Origin of the sequence: Stappia sp. P2PMeth1 (genome assembly GCF_900185735.1) — a bacterium.
GTDB lineage: Bacteria > Pseudomonadota > Alphaproteobacteria > Rhizobiales > Stappiaceae > Stappia.
In genome coordinates this window covers 613801-638247 of record NZ_FYAW01000022.1, presented here as the reverse complement: position 1 = coordinate 638247, position 24447 = coordinate 613801, and the positions used below count along the sequence as shown (strand labels likewise).

Below are 24447 nucleotides of genomic sequence, written 5' to 3'. Positions count from 1 at the left end.
CTGCCCACCCGTGGCTTTTAACGCCACCCCCGTCGGGTCTCGGCGAGGTGAACCTAGCCCGTTCCGTCCGGTTTTCCAAGCGTCTTTTTTACAAGCCCCGGATCTGCCGCTATTTTGCAACACAGCGTAGCCGCAAGACCCTGTCGCATCCGGCAAGGTCTTGAAATATCGCGATATCGTCGAACCCCGCCGACTGTGCCAATGCCGCAACGGCAAGCGCCTGGGAGGCGCCGATCTCCAGAAACACCGGCGCGAATCGGACAAGATGCTCCCGCGCCTGCGGCAGGATCGCACGATAGGCATCGAGTCCGTCCTCGCCGGCAAACAGCGCCGCGTGGGGATCGTACTGCCGCACCTCCCGGGACAGGCCGGATTCTTCCGTAAGGGAAATATAGGGCGGATTCGAGACAAGGAAATCCAGTCCCGGCGCCAGCATCGCGGCAAAATCGCCCCGGCAGGCGAGAAACCGTGCTCCGACACCGTTGCGCCGGGCGTTGTCGCGCGCCGTTGCCAAAGCGCCGGGCGCCAGGTCGGAGGCCACCGCCACGGCCTTCGGCAGCTCGCTCAGCAAGGCCACGGCGATCGCCCCGCTGCCCGTGCCGAGATCGGCGAAGCGATACGGGTGATCCCGTCCCTTGCCCTCGTCGCACCAGGCCAGCACCGCCTCCACCAGCCGTTCGGTATCGGGGCGCGGCTCCAGCACCTCGCGCGACAGGGCGAAGGGGAGCCCCCAGAACTCGCGCGCACCCAGGATCCGTCCGACCGGCTCGCCGGCGAGCCGGCGCGCGACATGGCTGTCGACCTGTGCAAGCGCCGCCTCGCCGATCTCCCGCTCGGGATCGGTGAGCGGCACGGCCGGCTCGACGCCCGCCGCATCGGCAACGAGCAGCCGCGCGTCGAGCGCCGCCGTCGCAACGCCCGCCTCGGCAAGACGCGCCCGCGCCTCGCGGCACAGGGTACCGAGCCGCCGATCGCGCGAGTTCGAGCTCGAGCTCACAGCCCTTCCGCCGCCAGCAGGGTCGCCTGGTGGTCGAGCGCCAGCGGCTCGATCACGTCGTCGAGCGCCTCGCCGCCGATCACCTCGGGAAGCTTGTAGAGCGTCAGGCCGATCCGGTGGTCGGTCACCCGCCCTTGCGGGAAGTTGTAGGTGCGGATGCGCTCCGACCGGTCGCCCGATCCCACCTGCAGGCGGCGGGCCTCCGTCCGTTCGCCCGCCAGCCGGGCGCGTTCCTCGTCGAAGATGCGGGCGCGCAGGAGCTGAAGCGCCTTGGCCTTGTTCTTGTGCTGCGAGCGCTCGTCCTGCACGGCGACGACGATGCCGGTCGGCATATGGGTGATGCGCACCGCCGAATCGGTGGTGTTGACGTGCTGGCCGCCGGCGCCGGAGGCGCGGAACGTATCGATCCGCAGATCGGCATCGTTGATCTGCACATCGACGTCCTCGGCCTGCGGCAGCACCGCCACCGTTGCCGCCGAGGTGTGGATGCGCCCGCCCGATTCGGTCTCCGGCACCCGCTGCACCCGGTGCACGCCGGATTCGAACTTCAGCCGGGCGAAGACCTGGTCGCCGGCAACGGACGCAATCACTTCCTTGAAGCCGCCGACCTCGCCCTCGCTCGCCGACAGGATCTCGACCTTCCATCCCTTCAACTGGGCATAGCGCTGGTACATGCGGAAGAGATCGCCGGCAAAGAGCGCCGCCTCGTCGCCCCCCGTTCCGGCCCGCACCTCGAGAATGACGTTGCGGTCGTCCGCCACGTCCTTCGGCAGGAAGCCGATGCGCACCGCCTGCGCCAAGGCCTCGACGCGTTCGCGCAAGTCGTCCCGTTCGATCTCGGCAAGCTCGCGCATCTCCGCGTCGGCGGCCGGGTCGGTCAGCATCGCCTCGACGCCCGCCAGTTCCGCCTCCGCCTTGCGCAGCGCGGTGATGCGCGCGGCCAGCGGCTCCAGCTCGGCATAGTCGCGCGCCAGCCGGACATAGGTCTCCGGGTCCGGATTCTGGGTCATCCGGTATTCCAGTTCGGCGACACGCGTCAGCAGCGCATCCAGTTTGTCCGCCGGGATCATGGCGTTGCGATCCTCAAGATGGGGGAAGGAAGGCCCTTGCGGGCCGAAGCAGGCCTGGCGCGCAGGGTCGCTGGCAGGCTCGCTACAAGGCGACATCCGTGTCGGAGGCAAAGCGCCGCAGGAAGCCGCGGATATCGGCGGCGGCCGCCGGCTCGTCCAGCCTCGGCAGCAGGCGCGCGGCGAGGCGGCCGACATCGAGGGTGCGGACCATCGCCTTCACCGGTCCGAGCGCCGAGGCCGACATCGACAGATGGCGATAGCCGAGCGCGGCAAGCGCCATCGCCTCCAGCGGCCGACCGGCGATCTCGCCGCACACGGTCACCGGCGTGGCATAGGCATTGGCCTTGTCGACGATATGTTTCAGCGCCCGCAGGAAGGCCGGGCTCATCGTGTCGAAGCGGCCGGCGACCCGGGTGTTGCCCCGGTCGACGGCGCTGAAGAACTGGAACAGGTCGTTCGAGCCGATCGAGACGAAATCGACCGCCTGATAGAGTTCGTCGAGCTGATACAGCAGCGACGGCACCTCGATCATCACGCCGAGCATCAAGCGCTCGGGCACCGGATAGCCGTGCCGGCGCAGATGCTTCAGCTCCCGCTCCACCACGCCGCGCGCCTTGTGGAACTCGGCGACCTCGGTGACCATCGGGAACATCAGCTTCAGGTCGCGGCCGGACGCGGCATGCAGCAGGGCGCGCACCTGGGTGCGCAGGATGCCCGGCCGGTCGAGGCCGAAGCGGATCGCCCGCCAGCCCATCGCCGGGTTTTCCTCCTGGATCGCCCGCAGATAGGGCAGCACCTTGTCGCCGCCGATGTCGAGCGTGCGGAAGGTCACCGGCCGCCCGCCGGCCGCATCCAGCACCTGCCGGTAATAGTCGCGCTGCTCGCTCATCCTGGGGAAGGCGGAGGCGACCATGAACTGCAATTCGGTGCGGAACAGGCCGACGCCGCTCGCCCCCGATTCCGCCACGGCCGGCAGGTCGACCAGGAGGCCGGCGTTGAGTTGCAGCGAGATGTCGATGCCGTCGCGGCTGATCGACGGCTTGTTGCGCAGCCGCCGGTATTGCGCCTGGCGGCGGGCACGGAAGCGCACCTTCTCCGCATAGGCGTTCTCGATATCGGGCGCCGGGCGCAGATGCACCTGGCCGCTTTCGCCGTCGACGATGATCGGGTCGCCGGTTTCCGCAAGGCTGACGAGATTGTCCGCAAGCCCGACCGCGGCAATGCCGAGCGCCCGCGCGACGATGGTGACGTGGCTGGTCGGGCCGCCCTCCTCCAGCGCGATCGCGCGGATGCGCTCGCGGCCATAGTCTAGCAGTTCCGCCGCGCCCATGTTGCGGGCGATGATCACCGCGTCCTGCGGCAGGGTTTCCGACAAGGGCCCGTGCTGGCGGCCCATCAGCTCGCGGATCAGCCGATGCGCGAGATCGTCGAGATCGTGCAGCCGCTCGCGCAGATAGGGGTCGGTCTGGCGCAGCATGCGCGCCCGCGTGTCCGACTGCACCTTCTCCACCGCCGCCTCGGCGGTCAGGCCGTTGTTGATCGCTTCCTCGATCTTGCGGATCCAGCCCCGGTCATGGGCGAACATCCGATAGGCCTCGAGCACGTCGCGATGCTCGCCATGCTGGGCGAAGTCGCCGGAATTGAGGAGGTCGTCGAGCGAGATCCGCAGCCGGTTGATCGCCCGCTCCAGCCGCTCCAGCTCGACGCCGGCATCCTCGGCGATCAGGTTGGTGACCACGACGCGCGGCTCGTGCAGCACCACATGGCCAAGGCCGACGCCGTCGGACAGCGCCACGCCCTGGAAATGCATCGGCCGGGTCAGGTCGAGCTTGGTGCCCTGCTGGACGATGGCCTCCAACTCGCCGGCGGCGACCATCTCGGCGATCACCATCGCCGTGGTCTGCAGCGCCTCCACCTCGTCCTCGAAATAGGTCCGGTGCGACTGGTTCTGGACGACGAGCACGCCGAGCGTCCGCCCCGCGCGCAGGATCGGCACGCCGAGGAAGGAGTTGTAGGCCTCCTCGCCGGTTTCCGGGCGATAGGCGAAGGCGGGATGCGCCTGGGCGTTGGGCAGGTTGAGCGGCCGGGCATCGGCGGCGATCAGGCCGACCAGACCCTCGCCGACCTTCAGGCTGGTCTTGTGGACCGCGTCGCGGTTGAGGCCCTCGGTGGCGTAAAGCTCGAGCACGCCGTCGGCGCGCAGGATGTAGACGGAGCAGACCTCGGCCACCACATTGGCCGCGATCAGCACCACGATCTTGTCCAGCCGCTCCTGCGCGTTGATCGGCTCCGCCATGACCTCGCGGAGGCGCCGCAACAGTACGCGCGGCCCGGCGAGAGTGCTCCGCATCACCCGTCAGATCCTTTCCGCACCACCGTCAGGGGCCAGCGGGCCCGAAGGCCCGCATCGCGAGGCGGCAGGTGCCGCGGATCGCTTACCCGTCCAAATCGTATAGCGAATGGAGAGTCCGCACCGCAAGCTCGGTATAGGCGGAATCGATGAGAACCGAGATCTTGATCTCCGACGTCGTGATGGCGCGGATGTTTATCCCCTTCTCGGCGAGGCCCTGGAAGCAGCGTGCAGCGATGCCCGCATGCGAGCGCATGCCCATGCCGATCACCGACACCTTGACCACGTCGCGCGCGCCCTCGATCGCCTGGTAGCCGATCAGTTCCTTCTTGTCGCGCAGCACCGCGAAGGCGCGGTCGTAGTCGCTTTCCGGCACCGTGAAGGTGATGTCGGTGGTGCGCCCGTCCGGCGAGATGTTCTGGACGATCATGTCGACATTGATGTTGGCATCGGCCAGCGAGCCGAACACCGCGCTGGCGACGCCCGGCTTGTCGGCCACGTTGCGGATGGAAATCTGCGCCTCGTCCTTCGCGAAGGCGATGCCGGTTACCACTTGCTGTTCCACGATCTCGTCCTCGTCGCAGATGAGTGTGCCCGGGGGCAGGCCGCCCGCGCCGAGCTGCGGCGCATCCGGGTCGTCGAAGCTGGAGCGCACGAAGGTGCGCACTCCGTGTACCATGGCCATCTCGACCGAGCGCACCTGCAACACCTTGGCGCCGAGCGAGGCCATTTCGAGCATTTCCTCGAAGGCGATGCGCTCCAGGCGGCGGGCCCGCGGCACGATGCGCGGGTCGGTGGTGTAGACGCCGTCCACATCCGTGTAGATGTCGCAGCGATCGGCGCGGATCGCCGCGGCCAGCGCCACCGCGCTGGTGTCGGAGCCGCCGCGCCCGAGCGTCGCGATGCGGTTGTCGGGGGCGACCCCCTGGAACCCGGCGACCACCGCCACCTGGCCCTTCTCGAGCCGCTCGATCAGCCGGTTGCCGTCGATCTCGGTGATCCGGGCGGCGCCGTGCTGGGCGTCGGTCTTCAGCGGGATCTGCCAGCCCTGCCAGGACCGGGCCTCGACGCCCATGTCCTGCAGCACGATGGCGAGAAGGCCGCTCGTCACCTGTTCGCCCGACGACACGACCGCGTCATATTCGCGGGCATCATGCAAGAGCGACGCCTCGCGGCACAGGCCGACCAGCTTGTTGGTCTCGCCCGCCATGGCGGAGACGACCACCGCCACCTGATGGCCGGCATCGACCTCCCGTTTCACATGCCGCGCCACGTTGCGGATGCGTTCGAGATTTGCGACGGAGGTTCCGCCGAACTTGAGAACCAGACGGGCCATGGGCTGTGTTATGTCGTCTTCGAGAAGGTGAGCGTCGGCCGCCGGAACAGCGGGCCGGATCGGGCGACATCCATACAGACTGCGGCCCGCCGCCGCAACTGCCACGCTTGACAAAGCGCCTGCGACAATCGACCAAACCTGCAAGGGAAACCCGAAAGGACAGCAGCATGAGCGCCGCACAGACCGGAGCCGGCGGAGCCGGCAGCACCGTTGACGACGCCGAGGTCGCCCGCTTCTCGGCGATGGCCGCCGAGTGGTGGGACCCGGCCGGCAAGTTCCGCCCGCTGCACAAGTTCAATCCGGTGCGCCTTGCCTATATCAAGCGCCAGGTCAGCGCCCATTTCGGCCGCGACGAGAAGGCCGCCGACGGCTTTTCCGGCCTGCGCCTGCTCGACATCGGCTGCGGTGGCGGCCTGCTCAGCGAGCCGATGGCCCGGCTCGGCGCGCAGGTCACCGGCGCCGACGCCTCGGCGACCAATATCGAGGTGGCGAAGATCCACGCCGCCGGCTCCGGCCTTGCCATCGACTACCGCGCGACGACGGCCGAGGCGCTGGCGGCGGCGGGCGAGCGCTTCGATGTCGTCCTCAACATGGAGGTGGTCGAGCATGTCGCCGACGTGCCGCTCTATCTCCGGGCCTGCGCGCAATTGGTGAAGCCCGGCGGGCTGATGTTCGTCGCAACGATCAACCGCACGCTGAAGGCCTATGCGCTGGCGATCGTCGGGGCGGAATATGTCCTGCGCTGGCTGCCGCGCGGCACCCACTCCTACGAGAAACTGGTGCGCCCGCAGGAGCTGCTGGAGCCATTGGCGGCGGCGGGGTTGCAGGAGGTCGAGCGCTGCGGCGTCTCCTTCGATCCGCTGCGCGACCGCTGGCAGGAAACCTCCGACACCGACGTCAACTACATGATGCTGTTCGCCCGTCCCGCCTGATACGGCCCCACACCTGATACGGCACTGCAGGAGACCCCGATGGATCCGCTCGTCCTTGTCCCCGGCCTGCTCTGCACCGAGGCGCTCTATGCCCCGCAGATCGGCGAGCTGGCCGGCGCCGGCGCCGCCATTTCGATCGCCGATCACCGCCAGGACGACACCATCGCGGCGATTGCCACCCGGCTGCTGGCGGCGGCGCCGCCGCGCTTTGTCCTCGCCGGCCTGTCGATGGGCGGCTATATCGCAATGGAAGTGATGCGCCGGGCGCCGGACCGGGTCACGCGGCTGATGCTGCTGGACACCTCCGCGCGCCCCGACAGCGCGGAGCAGACGGCGAACCGCCGCCGCCTGATGGCGCTGGCCGACAGCGGCCGCTTCGACCAGGTGACGCCCGCGCTGTTTCCCCTGTTCGTCCATGAGGACCGGCAGGAGGACGCGGCGCTGCGCGAGATCGTCACGCAGATGGCGACCGCGACCGGACCGCAGGCCTTCATCCGCCAGCAGAGCGCGATCCTCGGCCGGCCGGATTCGCGCCCCTTCCTCGCCGCCATCGCCTGTCCGACCACCATCGTCGTCGGCGACGGCGACCGGCTGACACCGCCGGAGCTGGCGCGCGAGATGCGGGAGCTGATCCCCGGCGGCCGTCTGGAAGTGGTAGCCGGCGCCGGACACCTGCCGACGCTGGAGGCGCCGGACGCCGTCACCGCCGTGATGCGCGACTGGCTGGGCACCTGACCGGCGCCCGCCTTATCGTGCCGCTGCCGCGGCCTCGAGCCCGGCAATGTCCATCTTGACCATGGTGAGCATGGCTTCGGCAACGCGCTTGGCCACCGCCGGATCCGGATCGTTCATCAGCTCGGTGAGCCGGCGCGGCGTGATCTGCCAATAAAGGCCCCAGCGGTCGCGCAGCCAGCCGCATTGCTGGATCTCGCCGCCGTCCGAGAGACCGTCCCACAGCCGGTCGACCTCCGCCTGATCCTCACATTCCACCATCACCGAGAACGTGTGGTTGAAGGCCCAGGGCGCCTCCGCCTCGATCGCCCGGTAGCGTTGGTCGCCGAGCCGGAAGGCAGCGATCTTGACGCTGCCGGCCGGTCCCGCGGGAGACTCCGCCGGCAGCGCCGACGTCCACTCGACGGCCGATCCGGGGATCAGCCGGGTATAGGTTTCAAGCGCTCCGGCCATGTCGGCCCGGAACCACAAATGCTGGATAATGCTTGCCATCGTTTTCTCCTCCCCCACCTTGCGCCCCTTTCCCGCGGCTTGCGCCCGCATACCCGCCGGCATGCGGGCGCAAGCCGCTTGTCGAAGCTCTCAAGCGTCGAGGATCGGCGCGAACCCGCCGAGGATCATCCGCTTGCCGTCGAAGGGCATGGTGTCGCCCAGTTCCTTCATGCGCGGATCGCTCATCATCTTCTGCACGGCGGCATCCCGCACCTCCTTGGACGGGTATTCGATCCAGCTAAAGACGACGATCTCGTCTTCCGTCGCTTTCACCGCGCCGCGGAAGTCGGTGACCTTGCCGTCCGGCACGTCATCGCCCCAGCACTCGACCACCCGCGTGGCGCCGAACTCGCGGAACAGCGGGGCGGCCTTCGCCGCCAGTTTCAGATAGCTCTCCTTGTTCGCCGCCGGCACCGCGACGACGAACCCATCGACATAACCCATCGCAACCATTTCCGTTCTCCCGATCCTTGGTGAGTTGAGGGACAGCACAGTCCAAAGTCCCTGTGCCTATGTCTGTTCCAGCGCCGCCGGATCCATCCAGAACAGCTCGAAGACATGACCGTCCGGATCCTCGCAGCTCCGGCCATACATGAAGCCGTAATCCTGCGCCGGGCCGGGATCCGCCCGGCCGCCGGCGGCGACCCCGGCCGCCACCAGCGCATCGACCTCGTCGCGGCTGCCGAGGGACAGGGCGAACAGGCCCTGCACCTGAGTGCGGGCGTCGATGATCTGCTTGTCGATGAAGTCCGAGAAGCGCGCATGCGTCAGCAGCATCACCACGACACTGTCCGAATGGACCATCGCCGCCGCCCGGTCGTCGGAGAACCGCATGTCCTGCGTTGCGCCCAGCGCCTCCTGGAAGCGGATGGCGACCGCAAGGTCCGTCACCGGCAGGTTGAGAAACACCATTTTCGACACGCGACTCTCCCTTTTCGCATCCGGCCCGTCCGCTCTGCCTGGTCTTTCCTGCGAAAAACCGCCCTGTGAAAAACCGCAGGCAGGCCAGCGGTCGGCCTTGACAAAAAGGTTGATATCAACATAATTCGATCATGTCAAACCGGCTTCCCTTCGAAACGACGCTAGAGGTCCGCGACACCTGCCTGTGCCTGCATGCGCAGCGGGCGGCGCGGGCGCTTGCGCGCCGCTTCGACGAAGCGCTGAAGCCCTTCGGCCTCACCAACGGACAGTTCTCGCTGCTGATGTCGCTGAACCGGCCGGACCCGCCGCCGCTCGGCCCGGTCGCGGCTCTGCTCGCCATGGACCGCACGACGCTGACGGCCGCGCTCAAGCCGCTGGAGCGCAACGGCCTGGTTGCCTCCCGTCCCGACCCGAAAGACCGGCGCAGCCGCCTGCTGATCCTCACCGACAAGGGCCACGAAACCCTGATCGCCGCGGTGCCGGTCTGGCGTTCGGTCCATGCGGAGATCGACGCGGCGCTGCCCGGCGGCGGACCCGATCAGGCCCGCGCCCTGCTGGGCGTTCTGGGACACATCAGATAGCGGGAGACAGGCGGACGGCCGTCAGTTGCGGTCTTCGGGCAGCACCGGCAGCGGCATCACGGCGATGCCCTCCTCCAGCAACTCGCCGATGTCCTCGCGCGAGGCGGCGCCATAGATGCCGCGCGCTTCCGCCTCGCCATAATGGATCTTGCGCGCTTCTTCCGGAAACGCCGCACCGACATTCTCCGCATTGGCGGTCAGTTCCGCCCGCAAGGCCCGCAGCTTTTCCACCAGCGCCGCCTGTTCCGGCCCGCGCGGCGCAGCGATCGCCGGCACCGGCGCCGGCGCTGACGCCACCTCCGCCGCCTCGGCGCCGGCCGTCTGCCGCGCGGAGGCGGCCAGCTTCTCGGCCCGCGCCTCCTTGCTGCGCGCGGTCGACACCGCCGGCGCCATCAGGGCCTTGTCGACCTCGGGGCCGCCGCAGAACGGGCAGGACAGCAGCCCGTCCGCCTTTTGGCGGTCGAAATCCTCAAGTCCGCGGAACCAGCCCTCGAAGGCATGGCCGGCCTTGCAGGAGAGCGCGTAACGGATCACTCGACCGCCTCCGCTTCGCGCAGTCCGGCAAGCGAGAACTTGCGCTGGTTGGCGATGGCGGGGATCCGCCGGCGCGCCTCGTCGGCCTTGGCAAGGTCGAGCGTGGCCAGCGCATAGCCCGGCGCGTCGCCGTCGACTTCGGCGATCACCTCGCCCCAGGGCGCGACGATCAGGCTGTGGCCATAGGTCTCGCGCCCGTCCTCGTGGCGGCCGCCTTGCGCGGCGGAGACGACGAAGGCGCCGTTCTCGATCGCCCGTGCCCGCTGCAGCACATGCCAATGCGCCTCGCCGGTCTGCCGGGTGAACGCCGCCGGGCCGGTGAGCACCCGCGCCCCCGCCCCCGCCTGGGCACGAAACAGCGCCGGGAAGCGGATGTCGTAGCAGATGCCGAGGCCGATCAGCGTGCCGGCGGCCGGCACCACGACGGCCTCGTCCCCCGGCTGATAGGTCGCCGATTCGCGCCAGCTCTCGCCATTCGGCAGATCGACGTCGAACATGTGGATCTTGTCGTAGCGGGCAAGCGGCACCCCGTCGGTGCCGAACAGGAAGCCGCGATTGGCGGCCCTGTCCGCGCCGGTGCGGATCGCCAGCGAGCCGATATGCAGCACGATCTGCAGTTCGGCGGCTATCGCCGCGAAGACCGCCACCGAAGGATCTTCCCTCTCGGCCCGGATCTTGACGAACAGATCCTCCCGGCTGCGCTCCAGCAGGTTGGTCATTTCCGGCGTCTGGATATAGGTCGCGCCCGCCGCCGCCGCCTGGCGGATCAGCGTCGACGCCGCGTCGATATTGGCCGCGACGTCCCGCCCGCTGCGCATCTGGATGACGGCCGCGACGAGTGTTCCGCTCTCTGCCTTGCCCATGACGTCCGCCCCGTTTCCGTTCTCTGCCGCGATCCGGCTCAGGCCGCGGCCAGCAGCGCGTCGAGCCGGCCGGCCCGCTCCAGCGCCATCAGGTCGTCGCAGCCGCCCACATGGGTCTCGCCGATGAAGATCTGCGGAAATGTCGTCCCGCCGCGCCCGGTGCTGGCCCGCTGGATCATCTCCCTGCGCAGCTCCGGGCTATAGGTGGCATCATATTCGCGGAACGCCACCTGCTTCTTCTGCAGGAGCTGCTTGGCCATCGCGCAATAGCCGCACATCTGCCGCGTATAGATCTCCACTGTCATGATTTCCGTCCTGCCGTTCCCATGTCGCGCGCCGGCCTCCCCACATGCGAAGCCGGCATCCTTTCTGCATATATTGACCATTGCCCGCTCGCCGCAAGACGTCAACGCGCGTCACCACCCCAACCTCGGCCTCAGCCGAGCGGCGCGTCGGCGCCGGCATGGGCGAACACCAGCACATCGACCGCCGTCGCCCCCTCGCGCAGCAGCGTCCGGGTTGCCGCGCCGACCGTCGCGCCGGTCGTATAGACATCGTCGACCAGCACCACCCGCCGCCCGGAGATCGCCATCAGCCCCTGCGGCGTCACCGCGAAGGCGCCGCTGACATTGCGCGCCCGCGCCGCCGCGTCCAGCCCGACCTGCTGCCGGGTGCGCTTGCGCCGGACCAGCGCCTGCGGCAGCACCTCGACCCCTCCGGCACGGCCGATCTCGCGGGCCAGCAGGCCGGCCTGGTTGTAGCGCCGGCTCCACATCCGCAGCCGGTGCAGCGGCACCGGCACCAGCAGCGGCGGCCCCGCCTCGCCGGCGCGCGGCGCCAGCAATTCGCTTCCCGTGCGCGCCATCCAGCGCCCCATCGCGCCGGCACTCGACGGCCGGTCGTGATATTTCAGCCGCGCCACCAGCACCCGCGCCGGCCCCCCATAGGCCGCCACCGCCCGCAGCCGCTCGAAGGCCGGCGGCCGGGCGATCGCCTGCGGCGACAACGCGCCCGGTCCAAGGTCATAGGCGAAGGGCAGGCCGAGGCGCTCGCACCAGGGCGGGGCAAGAAACGGCATGCGGCTCCAGCAGGACGGGCACAGCGTCTGCTCCACCCCGACAATCGCGTCGCAGGCAAGGCAGGTCGGCGGCAGCAGCAGGTCGAGCAGCCGCCGCCCGGCCGCCGCCAGCACCGGCATCGCCGCGCCGATCCCGCCGCGCCGCGCCGCCGCGTCACCGCCCGCCAGCGTGTTCGCCAGCGTGTCCGCGACTGTGTCCGCGATTGTGTCCGCCATCCCGTCCCCCGGAGGATCGCTGGAAGATGCCGTGAAAGCCCCGGGCAGTGAACAGCTACGGCGTGAAAAATGCAATCGAGACGCGAACCCGCGCGCCGCCCTTGATCCCGCCCCCCTGCCGGCGCTACCTGTGGCGCGCGCCGTCATCGGGACGGCCGGCAAGGGCGGAAGTGGACAAGCCATGGCGGAGAGCGAGCGACCCGAGATTTTCGACCGGCGCCTGCTCGCGCTGCGCCGCGCCCGCGCGCTCGCCCGCCTTGCGACCTCCTCGGGCGATGCCGACTTCCTGCTTGCCCATGCCGCCGCCGACCTCGGCGAACGGCTCGCCGCGGTCAGCCGCGACTTTCCGCTCGCCCTCGATCTCGGCGGCCATCGCGGCCATGTCTCGACGGCCCTTGCCGCCTCCGGCCGGGTCGGGACGGTGCTGCGCGCCGACCTGCTGGTCGAGGACCGCGCGGTGCCCGGCGCCGCGCTCGTCGCCGACGACGCCGTCCCGCCCTTTGCCGATGCCTCGCTCGATCTCGTCGCCTCGGCCCTGTCGCTGCATCTCGTCAACGACCTGCCCGGCGCCTTGATCCAGATCCGCCGGGCGCTGCGCCCGGACGGCCTGTTCCTCGCCAACCTGCTCGGCGGCGACACGCTGTTCGAGCTGAAGGACGCCTTCCTGCTGGCGGAGCTGGAGACCCTGGGCGGCGCGACCCCGCGCGTCGCGCCCTTTGCCGACACCCGCGCGCTCGGCGCCCTGCTGCAGCGCGCCGGCTTCGCCCTGCCGGTCGCCGATGTCGACCGCCTGACCGTGCGCTATGGCGACATGTTCGCCCTGATGCGCGATCTCAGGGCGATGGGCGCGGCCAATATGCTGACCGACCGCAGCCGCAAACCGCTGCCGCGCGCCACCCTGGCACGGGCGGCGCAGATCTATGGCGAACGCCATGCCGATCCGGACGGTCGGATCCGTGCCACGTTCGATCTCGTGTCGCTGTCGGGATGGGCGCCGCATGAAAGCCAGCAGAAGCCGCTGAAGCCGGGATCGGCAAAGGCGAGCCTTGCCGACGCACTCTCGGCAATCGAAGCGGAGCGTGGGGGCAAGGCCCCCCGTTCGGACTAGGGTCGAAACCTTAGGTCAGATATTGGCGAGCGCGGAGGCGACCACGGCGAACACGTTGTCGCCGAGCACGCCCTGGATGCTCATCAGGGCGCCGATGATGGCAAAGGACACCAGGCCGACGATCAGCCCGTATTCGATGGCGGTCGCGCCCGCCTCGTCGCGGCGCAGGGTGCCGGCCAGATCGACGACCTGATCGCCGCGCTCGCGCAACTTGTCGATTCGTGCCTGCATCTGCCGCGTCCCGTGCTTCCTGCCTCTCCGGTGGCGGCTGCGGATCCTCCGCTTGTCAGGACAGATCGATCAGATGCGGAATCAGGGGCTCGTCCGCCGGCGGCATCGGATAGTCCCGAAGCCGCACCGCCCTCACCCACTTGATCGCCTGACCTTCCCGGCCCGCCACCGTGCCCGACCACCGTCGGCATACGAAAAGTGGCATGAGCAGGTGAAATTCCTCATAAGCGTGGCTGGCGAATGTGAGCGGTGCGAGGCACTCTTTCTTAACCGTGATGCCGAGTTCCTCGGCCAGTTCACGGATCAAGGCCTCCTCCGGGCGCTCCCCCGGCTCGACCTTGCCGCCGGGAAATTCCCAAAGCCCGGCCATCGCCTTGCCCTCGGGTCGCTGAGCGATCAGCACCCGGTTGTCGGCATCGAGCAGCGCGCAGGCCGCGACGATCAGAAGTTTCATCCGCTTCCCCGTTCCGTTTCGGGACGCTGCCGCAAGACTTTGCTCACCATGCGGGGAGCTTCCCCCGGCAGCCGGTAGTGATAGCCATAGCCCTGGCGAAAGCCGAGCCGCCGGTACAGCGCCCGCGCCGGCGCGTTTTCCGCCGTCACCTGCAACCAGGCCAGCCGGCAGCCGCGCGCCTGTGCCTCGGCGAGGCAGCGGCGAACCAGGCGGGCGCCAAGCCCCTGCCCGCGGACATCGGGCCGCACCGCCAGATCGTAGATGCCGAGCAGCCCGCGATCGACCACGGCCACCACGACCCCGCTCGCGGCTCCCGCATCGTCCTCGGCCCGGAAGGCCAGCCGCTCCACCGCGACCCGGCCAAGGGCCTCGGCGAGCCGCTGCAGGGCGACGCTTGCCACCGTCTCCGGCCGCGTGCCGCCCACCGCCGCGAACCCGGCCATGAAGGCGGCGAGATCGACCGCGCGGATGTCGTCGGGGCCGCCGGCTCCAGCTTCCGCCCCGTCCACCTCCCGCAGCCACACATCGGTGTCGCCGCTGCGGGGCCAGCCCTCGCTGTCGGCGATCGCCGCCAGTTCCGGCGGCGTCAGGGGCGTATGGCGCAGGTGAAAGGGAACCCCGTTGCGGGCAAAGACCGCCCGCATCTCGGCCAGCCGCCGACCGGCGCTGCCCCCGTCGCGCGGATCCATCACGTTGAGCGAGTTCACCCGACGCGCCGGATTGCCGGGCGACAGCCGCGCCACCCAGGCCCCGTCGACGACGCTGCGCTCACTCGGGAAGCTGTTGAGATTGGCTTCCTCGATGGCCTTCAGCGTCGCAAGGTCGAGGACAGGCGCGCGGTCCGCCATGCGGGCACCCGGCTCAGGACCGGTAGTCGCCGTTGATCGCGACATATTCCTTGGTGAGGTCGCAGGTCCACACCGTCGCCGTCCCCTCGCCGAGGCCGAGATCGACGCGGATCGCGATCTCCTCCTCGCGCATGGCGGCGGAGGCCGCCTCTTCCGAGTAGCCGGGATCGCGCTCGCCGTCGACGGCGACGCGCACGTCGCCGAACCAGATCGCCAGCCGGTCGCGGTCGGCCGGCTCGCCGGCCTTGCCCACCGCCATGACGATGCGGCCCCAGTTGGCGTCCTCGCCGGCGATCGCGGTCTTCACCAGCGGCGAATTGGCGATGGAAAAGCCGATGCGCTTGGCCGAGGCGTCGCTCTCCGCGCCCGTCACGGTGACGGCGACGAACTTGCGCGCGCCCTCGCCGTCCTTGACGATCAGATGCGCCAGCTCGCGCATCAGCTCGCCGAGCGCCTGGCGGAAGCCGGCAAGCCGGGGATCGTCCGCCCGCTCGACCCGCGCGCCGCCGGCCTTGGCCGTGGCGAACAGCAGCACGGTGTCGGAGGTCGAGGTGTCGCCGTCGATGGTGATGGCGTTGAAGGTTCCCTCGACCGCTTCAGACAGCAGTTCCTGCAGCACGGGCGCGGCGATCGGCGCATCGGTGAACAGGAAGGAGAGCATCGTCGCCATGTCCGGCGCGATCATGCCCGCACCCTTGGCGATGCCGTTGAGCGTCACGCTCTGGCCGCCGAGATCGATGCTGCGCGAGACCGCCTTGGGGAAGGTGTCGGTGGTCATGATGGCACGCGCCGCACCCTGCCAGTCGCCGGCCTCGGCCTCGCCGACCAGGGTGCCGACGACGCCGGCGAACTTCTCCGCCGGCAGCGGCTCGCCGATCACGCCGGTGGAGGCGAGAAACACCTCGCCCATGGCGCAGCCGGCCGCTTCCGCCACATAGCGCGCCGAAAGCTCCGTCGCCTCGCGGCCCTTGCGGCCGGTGAAGGCATTGGCATTGCCGGAATTGACCAAAAGCGCCCGGGCGCGGCCGCCCGCGAGATTGTCGCGGCACCAGTCGACCGCCGCCGACGGGCAGCGCGACTTGGTGAACACGCCGGCGACGTCCGCGCCCTCGTCGAGCAGCACCATCAGGACGTCGGTGCGGCCCTTGTACTTGATCCCGGCCTGGGCGGTGGCGAAGCGCACGCCGGCGACGGCGGGCAGCGCCGGATAGGATTTCGGGGCGAGCGGCGAGACGGCCGTGGACATCGGACACTCCCTTGAAAAGCGGGGGGAAGAGACTGCCGCGAGCCTTGCCCCATCGCTCCCGCTCGCGCAAGTCCTATCCTGCCGAGGGCCTGCGGACCGGATGCAGGAAGGCGGAAAAGCGGCGGTGCAGGAAGGGGATGAGACCCCAGACCATGATCACGACCATGATCGGCGCGAGAACCAGCGTCTGCTGCCAGAACATCCAGCCGCGGGTCAGCGGCGCGACCAGATACAGCAGCGCCGTCACCAGCGGATAGACGCCGGCAAAGACCAGCAGAGCGAAGCGCGGACGCGACAGGACGCGCGGGGCGGCAGGGGGCGCCGGACGGGCGGCCGCATCCGCCCGCATGTCGGAAGGGCCGGAGACGGGAACATCCGGGGACGGGGCGGAGGCAGGCTGTGCGGACATCGGGAGATCTCCTGGTGAGCAGGCCGAAGGCAATGGCTCGGCTGGAAGGATTCGGGTGACGGCGCCCAGGCGGCGTCAGGGCAGCGTCAGGGCGGCGGAGCGGCTTGAAGAAATTCTGGCGCCTCAACAAACGAAACGGGCCGTTTCGTTTCGCATTATCTAAACGGGCCGTTTCGTTTAGTCAAGCCCTGTGCTAAGGCTGAATGCAACGACAGAGCCGCCCACAATCCGCGCAGGAAGGTGGCCGAACGGCGGGAAACTTGAGGAAACGCGATGCGGAACGGCAACATCACGGACCATGAGGCGAAGGATGTCGTCGGCGCTGGGGTCGATGAGGCTTTGCCCGCTGCCAGACCCTCGACGGGCGCGCGGCGCAATCCGGCAAGCGCCGATGCGATCCGCCAGGCGGCCGCCGACATTCTCGCGGAGGACGGCTATGCGCGCTTTTCCATCGAGGCGGTGGCCCGCCGCGCCAGGGCCGGCAAGCCGACGATCTATCGCTGGTGGCCGAGCAAGGCGGCCCTGCTGCTCGACGTCTATCACCGCCAGAAGCAGGGCGTCGTCAACCCGGACACCGGCGATCTGGTGGAAGACCTGACGGCGTTTCTCGACTCGCTGTTCCGCCACTGGCGCGACACACCGACCGGTCCGGTGTTCCGCTCGGTCATCGCCGAGGCGCAGAGCGAGGACAGCGCGGCTGAAGCTCTCCGCTCCTATATGGAGGGGCGCTTTTCCCATTCCGCAAAGATGATCGAGCGCGCCCGCGAGCGCGGCGAGGTCGCCGCCCATGTCGACCCGCGCCTTGCCATCGAGCTGGTGGTCGGGTTCGCCTACATTCGGCTGCTGACCGGCCGGCTGGACATGGAAACGGCCGCCGTGAGGGCGGCCGTCTGCCTGTTCGTGGATGGCTGGCGCGCCGCACCGGCCGCGCGCCCCTGAAGCGGCGATCCGCTTACTGCGCCTTGGGAGCCTCGCCGCCCTCGGCCGGGGCTGGCGCGGCCATCACCTCGATGCTGGTCTTCGACTTCAGGTCCTCCAGCACCTCCGTATAGCGCGCGCGCAAAAGCTGCTGGCGCAGCCGCTCGCGCACCTCGGAGAGCTCCGGTGCCGGCTGCTTGCGGGCGTCCTCGACCTTGATCACGTGCCAGCCGAACTGCGATTCCACCGGCTCCTTGGAATAGGCGCCGACCTCCAGCGCGAAGGCCGCGTCCTCGAAGTCCTTGACCATCCGGCCCCGGGTGAAATAGCCGAGATCGCCGCCATTGGAGCCCATCGGATCGATGGACTTTTCCTTCGCCACGTCCGCGAAATCGGCTCCGCCGTCGAGTTCGGCGATCACCGCCTCGGCCTCTTCCCTGGTCTTCACCAGGATGTGGCGGGCCCGCCGCTCGTCCTCGCCCTGGTAATTGGCGAATTCCTTGTCATAGGCGGCCTGCAGCGCCTCTTCGCTGAGCTTGCCCTCGATCTCGCGGGCGAGATAGGCATTGCGCAGCGCCCGCATGGTCAGGAACTCGACCTGCCGCTTGAAGGCGTCCTCCTCGGCGATGCCGGCCTCGCGCGCCGCATTGGCCAGCACGGTCATGTCGACCACCACGTCGGTCAGGATCTTGCGCCACTGGGTCGGCGGCACCTGGGAGAGCTGATCCGCGAAATCCTGCGAGGCGAAGGCGATGTCCGCCTCGGTCACCTCGGTGTCGCCGACCTTGGCGACCACGTCGCCCGGCTCCTGCGCCGCCGCGCCGGTGGCCGCCAGGCTGCCGGCCAGCAGCGCGGCAAAGGCGGCGCGCCGCGCCGTCGCGGAAAGAATGCGTGTCATGCCCTGTATCCCTGTCGTCTTGTGTTTCGGCGGTCGCGCCTGCCGCGCCCCGCCTGTCGCCGGAGGTCCGCCCCGTCGGCTGACGGTTTGCGCGGCGTTGACAACCTCCGGACCCCCTCTTATCTGTCGAGCGTCCCCCATGGAAGGGCCGGACACTCCCAGTCGAGCATGCGTTCGTCTCGCCCCAATGCGGCGGTTGTGAGGCCCGCGCCTGCCCGTACCGTCAATCCGATCTCCGGGTTGCTGCCAGGACCGAATGTCCGGCGCGACCTGACCAAACGATAAGGACCGCCACATGGTCGGCCTCGGCGCACTCGCCAAGAAGCTCTTCGGTTCCTCGAATGACCGCCTGGTCAAGCAGTTGCGCAACCGTGTCGCGGCCATCAACGCGCTGGAGGACGACCTTAGGGCCCTCAGCGACGACGACCTGCGCGCCCGCACGGAGACGTTCCGCCGCCAGCTCGCCGACGGCGCCAAGCTCGACAGCCTGCTGGAACCGGCCTTCGCCACGGTGCGCGAGGCGGCCCGCCGGGTTCTCGGCCAGCGCCACTACGACGTCCAGATGATCGGCGGCATGGTGCTCAATGCCGGCCAGATCTCGGAGATGCGCACCGGCGAGGGCAAGACCCTGGTCGCCACCCTGCCGGTCTATCTCAACGCGCTTGCCGGCAAGGGCGTCCATGTCGTCACCGTCAACGACTATCTCGCCCGCCGCGACGCCGAGTGGATGGGCCGCGTCTACCGCTTCCTCGGCCTCTCCGTCGGCGTCATCGTCCACGGCCTGACCGACGAGGAGCGCAAGGCCGCCTACGCCGCCGACGTCACCTACGGTACCAACAACGAGTTCGGCTTCGACTATCTGCGCGACAACATGAAATACGAGCGCGGCTCGATGGTGCAGCGCGGACACAATTTCGCGATCGTCGACGAGGTCGACTCGATCCTGATCGACGAAGCCCGCACGCCGCTGATCATCTCCGGCCCGCTCGAGGACCGCAGCGACTTCTACAACACCGTCGATGCCTTCATCCCGCATATCGCGCCGGAGGACTACGAGCTCGACGAGAAGCAGCGCTCGGCGACCTTCACCGAGGCCGGCAACGAGAAGCTCGAAGGCCTGCTGCGCGAGGCCGGCCTGCTCAAGGGCGACAGCCTCTACGACGTGGAGAACGTCTCCATCGTCCACCACCTGCAGCAGGCGCTGAAGGCGCACAAGCTGTTCCAGCGCGACAAGGACTATATCGTGCGCAACCGCGAGGTCGTCATCATCGACGAGTTCACGGGCCGCATGATGCCGGGCCGCCGCTATTCGGAAGGCCTGCACCAGGCGCTCGAGGCCAAGGAGAAGGTGCAGATCCAGCCGGAGAACCAGACGCTGGCCTCCATCACATTCCAGAATTACTTCCGCCTCTACAACAAGCTTGCCGGCATGACCGGCACCGCCCAGACCGAGGCCGAGGAATTCGCCAATATCTACGGCCTCGAAGTGGTCGATATCCCGACCAATGTCGCGGTCAAGCGCATCGACGACGACGACGAGGTCTACCGGACCGTCGAGGAGAAATACAACGCGATCATCGAGCTGATCGAGGACTGCCGCAAGCGCGGCCAGCCGGTGCTGGTCGGCACCACCTCGATCGAGAAGTCGGAACTGCTCGCCGCCCGCCTCAAGGCCGCCGGCTACAAGCAGGCCGACGTCTCCTCGCCGGCCGCCTTCGAGCCGCTGTTCGCCGGCAACGGCAACAAGGACCGGATCTTCACCGTCCTCAATGCCCGCTATCACGAGCAGGAAGCCTCGATCATCTCCCAGGCCGGCCTGCCGGCCGCCGTCACCATCGCCACCAACATGGCCGGCCGCGGCACCGACATCCAGCTCGGCGGCAATGCCGAGATGCGCATCGAGCACGAGCTCGCCGACATGGCCGCCGGCCCGGAGCGGGAGGCCCGCGAAGCGGCGATCCGCGCCCAGGTCGAGGAGCGCAAGCAGCAGTCGCTCGCCGCCGGCGGCCTCTATGTGATCGGCACCGAGCGCCACGAGAGCCGGCGCATCGACAACCAGTTGCGCGGTCGTTCCGGCCGCCAGGGCGACCCCGGCCATTCCAAGTTCTTCCTGTCGCTGCAGGATGACCTGATGCGCATCTTCGGTTCCGACCGGATGGACGGGATGATGCAGAAGCTCGGTCTCAAGGAAGGCGAGGCGATCGTCCATCCCTGGATCAACCGGGCGCTGGCCAAGGCGCAGCAGAAGGTCGAGGCGCGCAACTTCGACATCCGCAAGAACCTCTTGAAGTTCGACGACGTCATGAACGACCAGCGCAAGGTCGTGTTCGACCAGCGCATCGAGCTGATGGACGGCCAGACGGTGGCCGAGACGGTCACCGACATGCGCCACGACGTGATCGAGGATCTCGTCGCCAAGCATATTCCCGAAAAGGCCTATGCCGAGCAGTGGGACACCGAGGGCCTGCAGACCGAGGTGCGCCGCCTGCTCAATCTCGACCTGCCGGTCGTCGACTGGGCCAAAGAAGAGGGCATCGCCGAGGAAGAGGTGACCGAGCGGCTGAAGAAGGCCGCCGACGAGGCCATGGCCCGCAAGGTCGGCCAGTATTCGCCGGAGATCATGCGCCAGGTCGAGAAGGCGGTGCTGCTGCAGACGCTCGACCACCTGTGGCGCGAGCATCTTGCCAATCTCGACCACCTGCGTTCGGTGATCGGCTTCCGCGGCTATGCCCAGCGCGATCCGCTGCAGGAATACAAGACCGAGGCCTTCACCCTGTTCGAGAGCATGCTGGTCAACCTGCGCCAGGCCACCACCGCCCAGCTCATGCGCGTGGAACTGGTGCAGGAGCAGCCGCCGAGCCTGCCGGGCGACGGCGACCTGCCGCCGATGCATGCCGAGCACCGCGACCCGCTGACCGGCGAGAACGAGTTCGACGAAGCCTATCAGGCCGTCGCCCCCGGCACGGCGCGCGATCCGAAAAACCCCTCGACCTGGGGCAAGGTCGGCCGCAACGAGGCCTGCCCCTGCGGCTCGGGCAAGAAGTACAAGCATTGCCACGGCGCCCTCGCTTGAGAAAATCTCCGCGACGGGCCGGGGTGTGAAGTCAGGAACGGCGGGCGGCCAGCCCGCCGTTTTTCGTGGCGCGGGGCTCGGGCCTGGAGGTGAAGCGTGAAAACCAATCCAAAGCTTGAGGCGATCGAGGACTGGGTGATCCGCGAGGCGCTCGGCCAGCCGGATATCGGCGAGATGTTCGCCGGCTTCTGCGAGCGTCTCGTTGCCGCCGGCATGCCGGTGGAGCGCGCCATGCTCTCCTGGGCGACGCTGCATCCGCTGGTCGAGGCGGAATCCGTCCTGTGGCACTCAGGCCGGGAGGCCGAGCTCGCGCAGTACCGCCATGACGAGGAAGACACCGAAGACTGGCTGAAAAGCCCCATCCGCGCCGTGCTGGAGGCGCGCGAGACCCGCCTGCGCCGCCATCTTTCCGGCGCCAACGCCGCCACCGACGACTTCCCGATCCTGACGACACTGAAGGCCGAGGGCTTCACCGACTATCTCGTCCTGTCGACCCCGTTCGAGCTGCCGACGGCCAAGGATTTCGGCTCGTCCGGCATGCTGGTCAGTTGGGCGACACGGGCCGAGGGCGGCTTTTCCGACGACGACATCGAGGGGCTCGACTATCTGCAGATCCGCCTGGCGCTGGCCTGCCGCGCCACCATCCAGTCGCGGATCGCCCATACCCTCGCCGAGACCTATCTCGGCGCGCGCGCCGGATCGCGGGTGCTCTCCGGCCTGATCCGCCATGGCGACGGCGAGCGGCTCGACGCGGTGATCTTCTATTCCGATCTGCGCGGCTCGACCGCCCTGGCCGACCGTCTCGCCCCCGACGTCTACATGGCCCATCTCAACGCCTATTTCGACGCCACCGCCCGCACGGTGATGGCCCATGGCGGCGAGGTGCTGGACTTCATCGGCGACGCGGTGCTGGCGGTGTTTCCGATCGAGGCGGGCGGCTTCGATGCCGCCGTCAGCCGCGCCCTGCGCGCCGCCGACGCGGTGCTGGTGCAGATCGAACGGGCGCAGGCGGCGACCGAGCATCCGCTTCACTGCGGCATCGCGCTCTCCTCCGGCGACGTGATGTTCGGCAATATCGGCATTCCCGAGCGGCTGACCTTCTCGGTGATCGGCCGCACGGTCAACGCCGCCGCCCGCATCGAGGCGATGACCAAGACGCTCGGCCGCCCGCTTCTCGTCACCGCCGACATCGCCGCCTTCGCCCCGCACGCCTTCACCCCGCTCGGCCGCTTCCAGCTCGCCGGCTTCGGCGAGGAGGTGGAGCTGCACGCCCCCGTGTGAGGCCTGCGCCCCCGGACGCGAATAGGGCGCCGGACCTTGCGGTCGCAGCGCCCCTCGAAAGACCGGCCCGGCAGGCCGGCGTCTTACATCACCGTGACCTGCGCCCCGACCGAGACCCGCTCGTAGAGGTCCTCGACATCCTCGTTGAGCATGCGGATGCAGCCCGACGACACCGCCCGGCCGATCGACCAGTCTTCGTTGGTGCCGTGGATGCGGTATTCGGTCGCCCCGAGATAGAGCGCCCGCGCGCCCATCGGGTTCTTCGGCCCGCCAGGCATGAAGCTCGGCAGGTTGCGGCCGTTCTTGCGCTCGCGGACGATCATTTCCGGCGGCGGCGTCCAGCCCGGCCACTTGGCCTTGCGCGTCACCTTCTCCGTGCCCGACCAGGAGAAGCCCTCGCGGCCGACGCCGATGCCGTAGCGCACGGCCTTGCCGCCCGGCAGCACGTAATAGAGATAGCGGTCGCGGGTATCGACGATGACGGAGCCCGGCGCCTTGTCGGTGCGGTAGCGCACCTCGGTGCGCCGGTATTTCTCGCGGACGATCTTGCCGGCCGCCTCCGGCGTGATCCGGTAGGTCTGCCAGCTCCGGCTGACCGGATCGTAATACTGCTCCGTCTGCGCCTTGGCAGGCGCACCGCCCGCCAGGGAGAGCGCCAGCACCAGTCCCGCAAAAACCCGTCCAGCAAAGATCCGCCCAGAAAAAATCCGCATGTCGCCTCCACGCCCCGGAGGCCGCGCCGCCCGCCCCTCCGACTGATTCGCAATCGGCAGAAAATCTACACGTCCCTCAGGCGCCGCGCGCGCCCTGTTTGGCGAGCAAGGCAAGGACTTCGGCCCGTTGTGGCAGCGGCGCAACAGCACCGAAGCCGCACACGGCGAGCGCCGCCGCCGCATTGGCGTGACGGGCCGCCGCCAGCCCGTCGCCGGTGGCCAGGAATTCGGCGAGAAACGCCCCGTCGAAGGCATCGCCCGCCCCCGTCGCATCCACCGCCTCGACCGTGTGCGGAGCGATGATCTCCGTCCCTTCCGGCCCGGCATAGAGCACGCCCTTGTCGCCGAGCGTCAGCGCAACCCGCGCGGCGCCCTTCGCCCGGTAGTGGTCGGCGATCTCCTGCGGCGCCTCCAGCCCGGTGAGCTGGCGGGCATCGTCGAGGCCGGGCAGCAGGATGTCGGCCATCGCCGCTGTCGCCTCGACCACCGCGCGGGCCCGCGCCAGCGGCCACAGCGCCAGCCGCAGGTTGGTGTCGTAGGAGATCAGCCCGCCGGCCGCCTTCACGGCCTCGATGGCGGCGAACACCGTGTCGCAGGCGCTCGCCGAGATCGCCTGGCTGATCGCCGAGACATGCAGGATCCTCGCCGTCTTCAGCAGTTCGAGCGGCAGGGCGCCGGGGCGCATCAGGCTCGCCGCCGAGCCGCTCCGGCGATAGGAAAACATGTGGCCCGACGGCCCATGGGTGACGAAATAGATCCCGGTCGGCGCCTGCTCCATCCGCGCCACGCCGGCCGTATCGACGCCCTCGCCCGCCCACAGCCCGTCGAACAGGTCGCCGAACACGTCGCGCCCCGTCGCGCTGACATAGCCGACACGCGCCCCCTGCCTCGCCGCCGCGATCGCCGCGTTCGAGGTGTCGCCGCCGAAGCCTTGCACGTAAGGCCCGCCCGGCGCCGTCTGGTTGAACTCGATCATCGGCTCGCCGAGGCAAAGTAGCTCGCTCACTGGTCCACTCCGGTCAATTCAATCGATTTAAGTCCATGCGATGCGCTCCCCCCGCCTGTCAAGTCCGCGCAAGGCCAAGGCGGACCCGCCTCCCCGGCATGGGCGCCTGCCCCCTCGCATCCCTCCTCGCATCCCCCCCTCGCATCCCCCCCTCGCATCC

At 69.1% G+C, this 24447-nt stretch carries 26 protein-coding genes; 7 read left to right on the top strand and 19 right to left on the bottom strand.

The window, feature by feature from the left end; translation table 11 throughout:
• Positions 1 to 109 precede the first annotated feature (109 nt).
• The 4 genes from prmC to P2PM1_RS18515 form a co-directional block, all read right to left on the bottom strand.
• A complete protein-coding gene (gene prmC, locus P2PM1_RS18530) occupies positions 110 to 997 on the bottom strand; it encodes a peptide chain release factor N(5)-glutamine methyltransferase (protein WP_186400048.1) in 888 nt (295 codons plus the stop codon).
• A complete protein-coding gene (prfA, locus tag P2PM1_RS18525; RefSeq protein WP_186400047.1) occupies positions 994 to 2067 on the bottom strand; it encodes a peptide chain release factor 1 in 1074 nt (357 codons plus the stop codon). The genes prmC and prfA overlap by 4 nt, the downstream gene beginning before the upstream one ends.
• 82 nt (positions 2068 to 2149) lie before the next feature.
• A complete protein-coding gene (ptsP, locus tag P2PM1_RS18520; RefSeq protein WP_186390166.1) occupies positions 2150 to 4417 on the bottom strand; it encodes a phosphoenolpyruvate--protein phosphotransferase in 2268 nt (755 codons plus the stop codon).
• An 85-nt stretch (positions 4418 to 4502) separates the two neighbouring features.
• Positions 4503 to 5753: an aspartate kinase gene (locus tag P2PM1_RS18515; protein WP_186397272.1), complete on the bottom strand. Its 1251-nt coding sequence runs from the start codon at positions 5751 to 5753 to the stop codon at positions 4503 to 4505.
• A 167-nt stretch (positions 5754 to 5920) separates the two neighbouring features.
• On the opposite strand from P2PM1_RS18515, the gene ubiG reads away from it, so the two are divergent.
• A complete protein-coding gene (ubiG, locus tag P2PM1_RS18510) occupies positions 5921 to 6685 on the top strand; it encodes a bifunctional 2-polyprenyl-6-hydroxyphenol methylase/3-demethylubiquinol 3-O-methyltransferase UbiG (protein WP_186400046.1) in 765 nt (254 codons plus the stop codon).
• 39 nt (positions 6686 to 6724) lie between these two features.
• Positions 6725 to 7420 carry an alpha/beta fold hydrolase gene (locus P2PM1_RS18505; RefSeq protein WP_186400045.1) on the top strand — a complete coding sequence of 232 codons (696 nt, stop codon included), beginning with the start codon at positions 6725 to 6727 and terminating at the stop codon, positions 7418 to 7420.
• 12 nt (positions 7421 to 7432) lie between these two features.
• Here P2PM1_RS18505 and P2PM1_RS18500 read toward each other — a convergent pair whose 3' ends face one another.
• The 3 genes from P2PM1_RS18500 to P2PM1_RS18490 form a co-directional block, all read right to left on the bottom strand.
• A complete protein-coding gene (locus P2PM1_RS18500) occupies positions 7433 to 7909 on the bottom strand; it encodes a VOC family protein (RefSeq protein WP_186390170.1) in 477 nt (158 codons plus the stop codon).
• Positions 7910 to 7999: 90 nt separating this feature from the next.
• Positions 8000 to 8353: a DUF1428 domain-containing protein gene (locus P2PM1_RS18495; RefSeq protein WP_186385980.1), complete on the bottom strand. Its 354-nt coding sequence runs from the start codon at positions 8351 to 8353 to the stop codon at positions 8000 to 8002.
• Between the two features lie 66 nt (positions 8354 to 8419).
• A complete protein-coding gene (locus P2PM1_RS18490; RefSeq protein WP_186400044.1) occupies positions 8420 to 8830 on the bottom strand; it encodes a VOC family protein in 411 nt (136 codons plus the stop codon).
• Positions 8831 to 8961: 131 nt separating this feature from the next.
• On the opposite strand from P2PM1_RS18490, the gene P2PM1_RS18485 reads away from it, so the two are divergent.
• Entirely contained in the window at positions 8962 to 9411 is a 450-nt protein-coding gene (locus tag P2PM1_RS18485; RefSeq protein ID WP_186400043.1) for a MarR family winged helix-turn-helix transcriptional regulator, read from the top strand.
• A 21-nt stretch (positions 9412 to 9432) separates the two neighbouring features.
• On the opposite strand, the gene P2PM1_RS18480 is transcribed toward P2PM1_RS18485, so the two are convergent.
• The 4 genes from P2PM1_RS18480 to P2PM1_RS18465 all read right to left on the bottom strand — a co-directional run bounded on the left by P2PM1_RS18480 (position 9433) and on the right by P2PM1_RS18465 (position 12102).
• A complete protein-coding gene (locus P2PM1_RS18480; protein WP_186400042.1) occupies positions 9433 to 9945 on the bottom strand; it encodes a DUF1178 family protein in 513 nt (170 codons plus the stop codon).
• A complete protein-coding gene (locus P2PM1_RS18475; protein ID WP_186400041.1) occupies positions 9942 to 10808 on the bottom strand; it encodes a carbon-nitrogen hydrolase family protein in 867 nt (288 codons plus the stop codon). Before P2PM1_RS18475 ends, P2PM1_RS18480 begins: the two co-directional genes overlap by 4 nt.
• A gap of 38 nt (positions 10809 to 10846) precedes the next feature.
• Entirely contained in the window at positions 10847 to 11116 is a 270-nt protein-coding gene (gene grxC, locus P2PM1_RS18470) for a glutaredoxin 3 (RefSeq protein ID WP_186400084.1), read from the bottom strand.
• 128 nt (positions 11117 to 11244) lie between these two features.
• Positions 11245 to 12102: a ComF family protein gene (locus tag P2PM1_RS18465; protein WP_244301555.1), complete on the bottom strand. Its 858-nt coding sequence runs from the start codon at positions 12100 to 12102 to the stop codon at positions 11245 to 11247.
• Positions 12103 to 12283: 181 nt separating this feature from the next.
• On the opposite strand from P2PM1_RS18465, the gene P2PM1_RS18460 reads away from it, so the two are divergent.
• Positions 12284 to 13210: a class I SAM-dependent methyltransferase gene (locus tag P2PM1_RS18460; protein ID WP_186400040.1), complete on the top strand. Its 927-nt coding sequence runs from the start codon at positions 12284 to 12286 to the stop codon at positions 13208 to 13210.
• 15 nt (positions 13211 to 13225) lie between these two features.
• Here P2PM1_RS18460 and P2PM1_RS18455 read toward each other — a convergent pair whose 3' ends face one another.
• The 5 genes from P2PM1_RS18455 to P2PM1_RS18435 all read right to left on the bottom strand — a co-directional run bounded on the left by P2PM1_RS18455 (position 13226) and on the right by P2PM1_RS18435 (position 16398).
• Positions 13226 to 13441 carry a Flp family type IVb pilin gene (locus P2PM1_RS18455; RefSeq protein WP_186385907.1) on the bottom strand — a complete coding sequence of 72 codons (216 nt, stop codon included), beginning with the start codon at positions 13439 to 13441 and terminating at the stop codon, positions 13226 to 13228.
• Positions 13442 to 13496: 55 nt separating this feature from the next.
• Complete coding sequence (mutT, locus tag P2PM1_RS18450; RefSeq protein ID WP_186385908.1) at positions 13497 to 13895, bottom strand: 8-oxo-dGTP diphosphatase MutT; 399 nt, start codon at positions 13893 to 13895, stop codon at positions 13497 to 13499.
• Positions 13892 to 14743 carry an N-acetyltransferase gene (locus tag P2PM1_RS18445; RefSeq protein ID WP_186400039.1) on the bottom strand — a complete coding sequence of 284 codons (852 nt, stop codon included), beginning with the start codon at positions 14741 to 14743 and terminating at the stop codon, positions 13892 to 13894. The genes mutT and P2PM1_RS18445 overlap by 4 nt, the downstream gene beginning before the upstream one ends.
• Before the next feature lie 13 nt (positions 14744 to 14756).
• Entirely contained in the window at positions 14757 to 15989 is a 1233-nt protein-coding gene (gene argJ / locus P2PM1_RS18440; RefSeq protein ID WP_186385910.1) for a bifunctional glutamate N-acetyltransferase/amino-acid acetyltransferase ArgJ, read from the bottom strand.
• A 73-nt stretch (positions 15990 to 16062) separates the two neighbouring features.
• Complete coding sequence (locus tag P2PM1_RS18435) at positions 16063 to 16398, bottom strand: hypothetical protein (protein WP_244301554.1); 336 nt, start codon at positions 16396 to 16398, stop codon at positions 16063 to 16065.
• 273 nt (positions 16399 to 16671) lie between these two features.
• Between P2PM1_RS18435 and P2PM1_RS18430 the strand changes: the two genes are divergently transcribed.
• On the top strand, positions 16672 to 17337 hold the full coding sequence (locus P2PM1_RS18430; protein ID WP_186385911.1) for a TetR/AcrR family transcriptional regulator: 666 nt from the start codon (positions 16672 to 16674) through the stop codon (positions 17335 to 17337).
• 13 nt (positions 17338 to 17350) lie between these two features.
• Here P2PM1_RS18430 and P2PM1_RS18425 read toward each other — a convergent pair whose 3' ends face one another.
• A complete protein-coding gene (locus tag P2PM1_RS18425; protein WP_186385912.1) occupies positions 17351 to 18214 on the bottom strand; it encodes a peptidylprolyl isomerase in 864 nt (287 codons plus the stop codon).
• A 295-nt stretch (positions 18215 to 18509) separates the two neighbouring features.
• Between P2PM1_RS18425 and secA the strand changes: the two genes are divergently transcribed.
• Both secA and P2PM1_RS18415 read left to right on the top strand, forming a co-directional pair.
• Entirely contained in the window at positions 18510 to 21287 is a 2778-nt protein-coding gene (gene secA / locus P2PM1_RS18420; RefSeq protein WP_186400038.1) for a preprotein translocase subunit SecA, read from the top strand.
• A gap of 96 nt (positions 21288 to 21383) precedes the next feature.
• A complete protein-coding gene (locus P2PM1_RS18415; RefSeq protein WP_208985326.1) occupies positions 21384 to 22568 on the top strand; it encodes an adenylate/guanylate cyclase domain-containing protein in 1185 nt (394 codons plus the stop codon).
• 83 nt (positions 22569 to 22651) lie between these two features.
• Here the strand turns inward: P2PM1_RS18415 and P2PM1_RS18410 are convergent, their stop codons facing one another.
• Both P2PM1_RS18410 and P2PM1_RS18405 read right to left on the bottom strand, forming a co-directional pair.
• Positions 22652 to 23281, bottom strand: coding sequence for a L,D-transpeptidase (locus P2PM1_RS18410; protein WP_186400037.1), 630 nt, complete (start codon positions 23279 to 23281; stop codon positions 22652 to 22654).
• A gap of 76 nt (positions 23282 to 23357) precedes the next feature.
• The gene (locus P2PM1_RS18405) at positions 23358 to 24287 is read right to left on the bottom strand and encodes a sugar kinase (protein WP_186400036.1); all 930 of its coding nucleotides are present in this window, start codon (positions 24285 to 24287) and stop codon (positions 23358 to 23360) included.
• Between the last annotated feature and the right edge of the window lie 160 nt (positions 24288 to 24447).

What these genes read in the sequence shown, in the direction of transcription:
- prfA (WP_186400047.1), bottom strand. Translation starts at nt 2,067, where the DNA reads ATGATCCCGGCGGACAAACTGGATGCGCTGCTGACGCGTGTCGCCGAA.
- ptsP (WP_186390166.1), bottom strand. Translation starts at nt 4,417, where the DNA reads ATGCGGAGCACTCTCGCCGGGCCGCGCGTACTGTTGCGGCGCCTCCGC.
- P2PM1_RS18515 (WP_186397272.1), bottom strand. Translation starts at nt 5,753, where the DNA reads ATGGCCCGTCTGGTTCTCAAGTTCGGCGGAACCTCCGTCGCAAATCTC.
- ubiG (WP_186400046.1), top strand. Translation starts at nt 5,921, where the DNA reads ATGAGCGCCGCACAGACCGGAGCCGGCGGAGCCGGCAGCACCGTTGAC.
- P2PM1_RS18505 (WP_186400045.1), top strand. Translation starts at nt 6,725, where the DNA reads ATGGATCCGCTCGTCCTTGTCCCCGGCCTGCTCTGCACCGAGGCGCTC.
- P2PM1_RS18500 (WP_186390170.1), bottom strand. Translation starts at nt 7,909, where the DNA reads ATGGCAAGCATTATCCAGCATTTGTGGTTCCGGGCCGACATGGCCGGA.
- P2PM1_RS18495 (WP_186385980.1), bottom strand. Translation starts at nt 8,353, where the DNA reads ATGGGTTATGTCGATGGGTTCGTCGTCGCGGTGCCGGCGGCGAACAAG.
- P2PM1_RS18485 (WP_186400043.1), top strand. Translation starts at nt 8,962, where the DNA reads ATGTCAAACCGGCTTCCCTTCGAAACGACGCTAGAGGTCCGCGACACC.
- P2PM1_RS18475 (WP_186400041.1), bottom strand. Translation starts at nt 10,808, where the DNA reads ATGGGCAAGGCAGAGAGCGGAACACTCGTCGCGGCCGTCATCCAGATG.
- P2PM1_RS18465 (WP_244301555.1), bottom strand. Translation starts at nt 12,102, where the DNA reads ATGGCGGACACAATCGCGGACACAGTCGCGGACACGCTGGCGAACACG.
- P2PM1_RS18460 (WP_186400040.1), top strand. Translation starts at nt 12,284, where the DNA reads ATGGCGGAGAGCGAGCGACCCGAGATTTTCGACCGGCGCCTGCTCGCG.
- P2PM1_RS18455 (WP_186385907.1), bottom strand. Translation starts at nt 13,441, where the DNA reads ATGCAGGCACGAATCGACAAGTTGCGCGAGCGCGGCGATCAGGTCGTC.
- mutT (WP_186385908.1), bottom strand. Translation starts at nt 13,895, where the DNA reads ATGAAACTTCTGATCGTCGCGGCCTGCGCGCTGCTCGATGCCGACAAC.
- P2PM1_RS18445 (WP_186400039.1), bottom strand. Translation starts at nt 14,743, where the DNA reads ATGGCGGACCGCGCGCCTGTCCTCGACCTTGCGACGCTGAAGGCCATC.
- argJ (WP_186385910.1), bottom strand. Translation starts at nt 15,989, where the DNA reads ATGTCCACGGCCGTCTCGCCGCTCGCCCCGAAATCCTATCCGGCGCTG.
- P2PM1_RS18435 (WP_244301554.1), bottom strand. Translation starts at nt 16,398, where the DNA reads ATGTCCGCACAGCCTGCCTCCGCCCCGTCCCCGGATGTTCCCGTCTCC.
- P2PM1_RS18430 (WP_186385911.1), top strand. Translation starts at nt 16,672, where the DNA reads ATGCGGAACGGCAACATCACGGACCATGAGGCGAAGGATGTCGTCGGC.
- P2PM1_RS18425 (WP_186385912.1), bottom strand. Translation starts at nt 18,214, where the DNA reads ATGACACGCATTCTTTCCGCGACGGCGCGGCGCGCCGCCTTTGCCGCG.
- secA (WP_186400038.1), top strand. Translation starts at nt 18,510, where the DNA reads ATGGTCGGCCTCGGCGCACTCGCCAAGAAGCTCTTCGGTTCCTCGAAT.
- P2PM1_RS18410 (WP_186400037.1), bottom strand. Translation starts at nt 23,281, where the DNA reads ATGCGGATTTTTTCTGGGCGGATCTTTGCTGGACGGGTTTTTGCGGGA.